The sequence below is a fragment of the Amycolatopsis rhizosphaerae genome, assembly GCF_007713715.1.
Taxonomy (GTDB): domain Bacteria; phylum Actinomycetota; class Actinomycetes; order Mycobacteriales; family Pseudonocardiaceae; genus Amycolatopsis_E; species Amycolatopsis_E rhizosphaerae.
This window is the reverse complement of the sequence record NZ_VJWX01000437.1, coordinates 1-6,012: the sequence shown is the minus strand read 5'-3', so window position 1 is coordinate 6,012 and position 6,012 is coordinate 1. Positions and strand designations below refer to the sequence as shown.

Below are 6,012 nucleotides of genomic sequence, written 5' to 3'. Positions count from 1 at the left end.
CCCCCAGCACGGTCGCCCGCACCAGGTCGATCGGCACCCGGCCACACGGGTCGTCCGCCGCCACCGGCGCGTGCCCGTCGGGGGTCCGCACCAGACCCGGCCCCTCCCGCCAGGCCCCGGGCAGCACGATCGGCTGGTACGGGCTGCCGGTGAAATCACGGTTCCGGAAGGTGATCGTGGTGCCGTCCTGCGTCTCGTGCGCGATGGCGAAGGCGTTCAGCGCGTCCACCCACATCAGATCGGCGCTGAAGGCATCCACCACGGAGGTGGTGCGCGGAGCGGCGTTACCGGACACCGCGAAGAAACCCTTGTCCCCCAATGCTTCCACATCGGAGCTGAAGCTGGGATCCTTGGCGCGCAAGACGAACTGGCCGGCACCGTTCCAGCCCGCGGCACGGCCGGTGGTGTCGGTGAACATCAGGTAGAACCAGCCGTCGAGAAACACCACCGACGGTTGCCCCGCCCCGTAGAGGTTGTCCCGGTGCACGTCGTGCGACGGGGTCACGATCGGTCCCGGCGAACGGGTCCAGGTGATGCCGTCGGCACTGGTCGCCAGTCCGATCGCGTTACCGAGCGCGTGATCCCCCGCCGCTCCCGTGTAGTACAGGTAGTAGGTCCCGTTGACCTTCACCACCGACGGATCGCAGGTGTGCGCACCGTCGAACTGACCGGGGTTTCCCGACAGGACCGCGGGCGGCACACCGCCTCCCGGGCCGGTGAACGGGCCGTCCACGGAGGCGGCCTCGCCGTAGATGATGTCGTCACCGGGCGGGCCCGCGTTGGGATACTGGCTGCACCACCACATCCGGGTCCGGCCACCGTCGATCATCACGGTGGGCCCGTAGTTGTACGGCGCACCGGGGCCTCCGGCCGCGACCACGCCGCCACTTTCCCTGGGCTGCCCGGTTTTCAGCGCCACATCGCGCGGGGCGGCCGAACTCGGCGCGGCCGACGGTTTCCCGCCGCCGAGCCCGCCGTCACCACTGCCCTCGGCCTGGGTCCGCGTGGTACCGGAACTGCACCCGGAGAGGACGGCCGCACCCAGAATCCCGGCGAGCAGAAGGGCTCCGAACCGCCGGCCGAACGAGCGCATGAACCGGTGCCCCTCTCTCCCCCACAGTCGATGGCAGCACTCAGTGTAGAGATCGGCGCCCGGTCCCCGGTGGGCGCTCGGCGGACTGCGCTCAATCCGCCGGTCCGGTGCGCGCCACCAGTTCGACTTCGAACCCGTCGCCGTTTTCCAGATAGGCGGCGTAATGCTCCCGCCCGCCCGCGTGCGGATACCGGTCGGCGAACAGGGGCCGCCAGCCGTGGGTGAGCGCGGCCTCCGCCAGTGCGTCGACCTGCTCAGCCGAACCGGCATGCAACGCCAGGTGGTTCAGGCCGGGCCGGAGCCGGTCGTGTTCGTCCGCGGTCAGCGCGGGTGAGGACTCCACCACCACGTAGGTGCTGCCGAGCCGCCAGCTCACCCCGTGCGGCCAGCGCTGGTACTCGCGCCACCCGAGTTCGGTCAGCAGCCAGCCGAGACTCGCCTCGGCCCGGCCGAGATCCGGCACCCACAACTCGGCGTGGTGCAGCCTGCCCCGCTCGCCCGGCAGCGCCACATACACCCGGTGCTCGGCGCCGTAATGGGTTCTGCCGCCCACATCGAGAAAACCCACTCGCTCGGCCAAATTGCGGCTGGCCACATTGGACTCATGGATCAGTGCCCAGATCGCGGGCAGGCCCAGGGTCCCGAAGCCGTGGCCGAGCAGGGCGGCCACCGCCTCGGTGGCCAGTCCCTTCCCGCCATAGGCGGGATCAAGGTAGTACCCGATCTCGACCGCACCACCCGGCAGTTCGGACTCCCACAGATGCGCGAGTCCGACGACCACGGCCTCGTGTTCCAGGATCCAGTGCCCCAGCCCGTCCGGGCCGTCATAGCCGAGGCGCCGCTCGACCATCGCCCTGGCCTGTTCGGGATCGCTGAAGTCGGCGGCGAAGAAGCGGCTGGTCTCGGGGTCGGCGAAGATGCCGACCACCGCGTCGGTATCCGCGGGGGTGAGCCCCCGCAGGACCAGGCGCTCGGTCCGCAGCGAGGGGACCTTCACCGCTGTTGTTCCGCCAGCCAGCGCAGGGCGAGCGGGTACCCGGCGACGCCGAATCCGGCGAGCACCGCGGTCGCGATGTCGGAGAGCACGCTGTGGTGCCGGAACTGTTCCCGCTTGTGCACGTTGGAAATGTGTACCTCGATCAGCGGTGCGCTCAGCTGCGCGGCGGCGTCGCGCACCGCGATCGAGTAGTGGGTCCAGGCACCGGCGTTGAGCACCACGGGATGGCCGCCGTCGGCCGCCTCGTGCAGCCAGCCGACCATCTCGCCTTCGTGGTCGGTCTGCCGCACCTCGACCTCGAGGCCGAGTTCCTTGCCCGTGCGGACGCACAGTTCGGCGAGGTCGGCGTGGGTGGTGGAGCCGTAGACCGAGGGTTCCCGTTTCCCGAGGCGGCCCAGGTTCGGGCCGTTGAGCACGAACACCTTCACAGCAGGATGCTCCCGCCTGCCTCCTCGCGGGCGACCACCGAGTACGCCGCCGCCAGCAGCGCCGGATCGGGTCCTTCCAGGCGGCCGGGCTTGGCCAGTCCGTCGAGCACCACGAACCGCAGCACGCCCGAGCGGGTCTTCTTGTCCCCGCGCATGGTTTCGATCAGTTGCGGCAGGGCGTCCGCGTCGTAGGTGGTGGGCAGGCCCAGCAGCTTCAGCACGGAGGCATGCCGCGCCGCCGTTTCGTCGTCCAGCCGCCCGGCCAGCCGCGCGAGTTCGGCGGCGAACACCAGGCCGACGCTCACCGCCGCACCGTGCCGCCAGCGGTACCGTTCGCGGCGTTCGATCGCGTGCCCGAGGGTGTGGCCGTAGTTGAGGATCTCGCGCAGGTCGGACTCGCGCAGATCGGCCGCCACCACATCGGCCTTGACCTGCACCGACCGGCGGACCAGCTCACCGAGGACCGCGCCCCGCGGGTCGACCGCGGCGGCCGGGTCGGCCTCGATGAGGTCGAGGATCACCGGGTCGGCGATGAACCCGGCCTTGACGACCTCGGCCATGCCCGCCACCAGTTCGTGGGACGGCAGGGTCTCCAGGGTGGCGAGGTCGGCCAGCACGGCACTGGGTTCGTGGAATACGCCGACGAGGTTCTTGCCCGCGTCGGTGTTGATACCGGTCTTGCCGCCAACGGCCGCGTCCACCATGCCGAGCAGCGTGGTGGGCACGTTGACCAGGCGCACACCCCGCATCCAGGTGCCGGCGACGAACCCGGCGAGGTCGGTGACCGCACCCCCGCCGAGCCCGACCACGACGCCCTGCCGGTCGAGGCCGATCCGCCCGAGCACCTCCCAGCAGAATCCGGCCACCGAAAGGGCCTTGCCGTCCTCGGCGTCCGGGATCTCGACGCGATGCGCGTCCAGGCCCGCCGACGCCAGTTCGTCGCGGATCGCCTCGGCCGTCGCGGTCAGCGTGGGCGGGTGGATCAGCGCGACCTTGGAGGCGCCGGCCAGCGCCTCGGTCAGTTCGCCGAGCAGGCCGCGGCCGATGACGACGTCGTAGGGCCGGGCGGTGTGCACCGTGACCCGCACCGGATCGGTCACTGCGTTTTCTCCAGGTTCTCGTTCAGCCCGGCCGCGATCAGCGCGACGATCTCGGCCGGGGTGTGGTCGTCGGTCGGCACCTCGAGACTCGCGACCTCCCGGTAGACCGGCAGCCGCTGTTCGAGCAGGGTGCGGTAGGTGGCACGGGGGTTGACCCCGGCCAGCAGCGGGCGGGCCGTCGACAGGCCGACCCGGTGCACGCCGGTGGCGAAGCCGACGTTGAGGAAGACGACGAAATGCCCGCGCAGCCGCTCGCGGGTGCCGGGTGCCAGTACCGCCCCGCCGCCCACGGACAGCACGCCGTCGTGTTCGGCGAGCGCCTCGGCGATCACCTGCTCCTCCAGTTCGCGGAAGAACGGCTCGCCTTCGGTGGCGAAGATGTCGGAGATCGAGCACCCGGCGCGGGCGACGATGTCGTCGTCGGAGTCGCGGAAGGCCACTCCCAGGTGCTCGGCCAGCAGCGGCCCCACCGTGCTCTTGCCCGAACCCGGTGGCCCGACCACGACCAGGCAGGGTTTCACCACCGCTCCTCCAGGGCCTTGAGGTATCCCTCGGCGTTGCGCTTGGCCTCGGCCAGCGAGTCGCCCCCGAACTTCTCCAGTGCGGCGTCGGCGAGTACGAGCGCGACGACCGACTCCAGCACGACCCCGGCCCTCGGCACGGCACAGACGTCGGAGCGCTGGTGGATCGCCACCGCGGGCTCACCGGTCACGACATCCACAGTGGACAGTGCCTTGGGGACGGTGGAGATCGGCTTCATGGCCACGCGGACGCGCACCGGCTCCCCGTTGGTGATGCCGCCTTCCAGGCCACCGGCCCGGTTGGAACGGCGGGTCACCCCGACCGGGCCGGAGCCGCGGTCGATCTCGTCGTGCGCCTGGCTGCCCCAGCGATGCGCGGTGGTGAAGCCGTCACCGACCTCGACCCCCTTCATCGCCTGCACACCCATCAGTGCCCCGGCCAGCCGCGCGTCGAGGCGACGGTCCCAGTGCACGTGCGAACCGAGCCCCGGCGGCAGTCCGTAGGCGATGACCTCGATGACGCCACCGACGGTGTCACCGGCCTTCCGCACCGCGTCCACTTCGGCCACCATCGCGTCGGTGGCCTCCTGGCCGAACGCGCGCACCGGGCTTTCGTCGATGGCGGCGAGATCCTCCGGCCCCGGCAGCGGCCCCTCGGGCGCCTCCGCCCGGCCGATGGACACGACGTGGCTGACGATCTCCACACCGAGCAACTGGCGCAGGAAGGCTCGGGCGACGGTGCCGAGCGCGGTCCGTGAGGCGGTCTCCCGGGCGCTCGCCCGCTCCAGGACGGGACGCGCGTCGGTGAAGCCGTACTTCTGCATGCCGGGAAGGTCGGCGTGGCCGGGCCGGGGACGAGTCAGGGGCTCGTTCCGGGCGAGGCCGGCCAGCTCGGCCGGGTCCACCGGGTCGGCCGCCATGACCTTCTCCCACTTGGGCCATTCCGCGTTCTCGATCTGGATCGCGATGGGGCCGCCCTGGGTGACGCCGTGCCGGACGCCGCCGAGGAAGTCGATATGGTCGGTCTCGAAGCCCATACGCGGGCTCCGGCCGAATCCGAGACGGCGCCGGGCGAGCTGCTCGCTCACTTCGGCCGTGGTGACCTCGACTCCGGCCACCATCCCTTCCAGCACGGCAGCCAGTGCGGGTCCATGCGATTCACCAGCGGTTATCCAGCGCAACACCCGACGATCCTGTCACGTCGCGCCTCGTGCGGTTCAAGTGCCCATGCCGACCTGCCCCTCCGCGGCGGGGAACACACTCACCAGCCAGGTCGCGGCGAGCAGCCCGGGCCCGTGCGGGACTCCCCCGTGCCAGCGCCTGCTCACGGCGAGCACGGCCGTGAGCACCGCGGCGAGCACCGCCGCCACCACCAGCGCCGTCCAGCTCACCGCCCCGAGCACGGCGCCGAGCACACCCGAGAGCTTCACATCACCCGCGCCCAGCGAGCCCCGGGCCAGCGTGTGCGCCAGCAGATGGAGGCCTCCGAACACGGTAGCGGCGGCCACCGCGCGCCCGGCGAGCCCCGTTCCCGGGCCCAGTACGGCCGCGAGGCCGAGCACGATCCCCAGCAAGGGGTACGACGGCAGGGTGAGCACGTCCGGCAGGCGCCGGTGGCGCAGATCGGCCGCCACCAGCGGGACGGCCACGGTGGTGACCGCCAGGGGCACGGGCAGCCACCATGGTGGCCACGCTCCGGCCCCCCAGCGCCAGGCCACCACCAGCCACAGCAGCGCCGTGCCCGCGGCGACGGGCCCGCGCGGGACCGGCGCGGGAACGGCCGCCCTCGTCAGCACGAAGGCGGTGAACAGGCCGGCGGCAGCCCCGGCCATGGCGAAGATCGGCAAGATTCCCCAGGTCATGGGCATCACCC

7 protein-coding genes are annotated in these 6,012 nt (G+C 71.7%); all 7 read right to left on the bottom strand.

Features of this window, described 5'->3' with window-relative positions:
• Positions 1–1,093, bottom strand: a 1,093-nt coding sequence (locus FNH05_RS29845; RefSeq protein ID WP_144592189.1) for a glycoside hydrolase family protein, incomplete at its 3' end; no start/stop codon positions are given.
• Between the two features lie 91 nt (positions 1,094–1,184).
• Positions 1,185–2,090 carry a GNAT family N-acetyltransferase gene (locus FNH05_RS29840; RefSeq protein WP_144592188.1) on the bottom strand — a complete coding sequence of 302 codons (906 nt, stop codon included), beginning with the start codon at positions 2,088–2,090 and terminating at the stop codon, positions 1,185–1,187.
• Positions 2,087–2,518 (bottom strand): type II 3-dehydroquinate dehydratase, encoded by a 432-nt coding sequence (gene aroQ / locus FNH05_RS29835; protein ID WP_144592187.1) that lies wholly within the window; start codon positions 2,516–2,518, stop codon positions 2,087–2,089. The genes FNH05_RS29840 and aroQ overlap by 4 nt, the downstream gene beginning before the upstream one ends.
• Positions 2,515–3,618 (bottom strand): 3-dehydroquinate synthase, encoded by a 1,104-nt coding sequence (aroB, locus tag FNH05_RS29830; protein WP_144592186.1) that lies wholly within the window; start codon positions 3,616–3,618, stop codon positions 2,515–2,517. Before aroB ends, aroQ begins: the two co-directional genes overlap by 4 nt.
• Positions 3,615–4,139: a shikimate kinase gene (locus FNH05_RS29825; protein ID WP_144592185.1), complete on the bottom strand. Its 525-nt coding sequence runs from the start codon at positions 4,137–4,139 to the stop codon at positions 3,615–3,617. The genes aroB and FNH05_RS29825 overlap by 4 nt, the downstream gene beginning before the upstream one ends.
• The gene (aroC, locus tag FNH05_RS29820) at positions 4,136–5,323 is read right to left on the bottom strand and encodes a chorismate synthase (RefSeq protein ID WP_144592184.1); all 1,188 of its coding nucleotides are present in this window, start codon (positions 5,321–5,323) and stop codon (positions 4,136–4,138) included. The genes FNH05_RS29825 and aroC overlap by 4 nt, the downstream gene beginning before the upstream one ends.
• 33 nt (positions 5,324–5,356) lie before the next feature.
• Positions 5,357–6,007: a prepilin peptidase gene (locus FNH05_RS29815; protein WP_342781632.1), complete on the bottom strand. Its 651-nt coding sequence runs from the start codon at positions 6,005–6,007 to the stop codon at positions 5,357–5,359.
• Between the last annotated feature and the right edge of the window lie 5 nt (positions 6,008–6,012).